Here is a 498-nt window from a genome sequence, read left to right as displayed (position 1 = left end):
CATCGCCGGGATGAAGAAGAAGCCGTAGGCCGCGATGGCGGCGGTGAAGCCGGTCAGCGCGCCCGACTCGATCTCCGCCTGCTTGAGCGCGGCCGCGTGCACGCCGTAGTCGACGCCGTGCATCGCGCGCGTCAGGCGCTGGCGGTCCCGGACGTCACCGATGAACCAGCGCAGGCGGGGGTCGTCGTCGAGCTCGCGGCGGACCTCGTACTGCTTGAGCTCGTCCCGGCTGAACACCACGAGGCGGCGGGGGTCGTGGTGCTCCAGCACCTCGCGGAGGAACGCCTTGCCGAAGGACCCGGTGCCTCCGGTGACGAGGATCGAGGCTCCCGAGAGCAGAGACATGCCGTGGAACTCCAGACGGATCGGGTCGGTGGACGGGCAGCGGGCCGACGGGGCCGCACGCCAGATAGAGCATCATGGCACGGTGCGCCCGGACCCCACCGCCCACCCCGCTCGCGTCGTCGCCGTGATCCAGGCCCGGACCGGGTCGTAGCG

General features: G+C 71.7%; 2 protein-coding genes. One reads left to right on the top strand and one right to left on the bottom strand.

Annotated features, from left to right (window positions below):
* Nucleotides 1-345: polysaccharide biosynthesis protein (locus tag G3I71_RS46815; protein WP_164325041.1), on the bottom strand; the 345-nt coding region annotated here is incomplete at its 3' end.
* On the opposite strand from G3I71_RS46815, the gene G3I71_RS46810 reads away from it, so the two are divergent.
* Nucleotides 344-496, top strand: a complete 153-nt coding sequence (locus G3I71_RS46810) for a hypothetical protein (RefSeq protein ID WP_164325039.1) — start codon at nt 344-346, stop codon at nt 494-496. The two genes, G3I71_RS46815 and G3I71_RS46810, sit on opposite strands and share 2 nt — an antisense overlap.
* Nucleotides 497-498: the final 2 nt, after the last annotated feature.

Origin of the sequence: Streptomyces sp. SID12501 (genome assembly GCF_010550245.1) — a bacterium.
Classification (GTDB): domain Bacteria; phylum Actinomycetota; class Actinomycetes; order Streptomycetales; family Streptomycetaceae; genus Streptomyces.
This window is presented reverse-complemented; position numbering and strand designations above follow the sequence as displayed.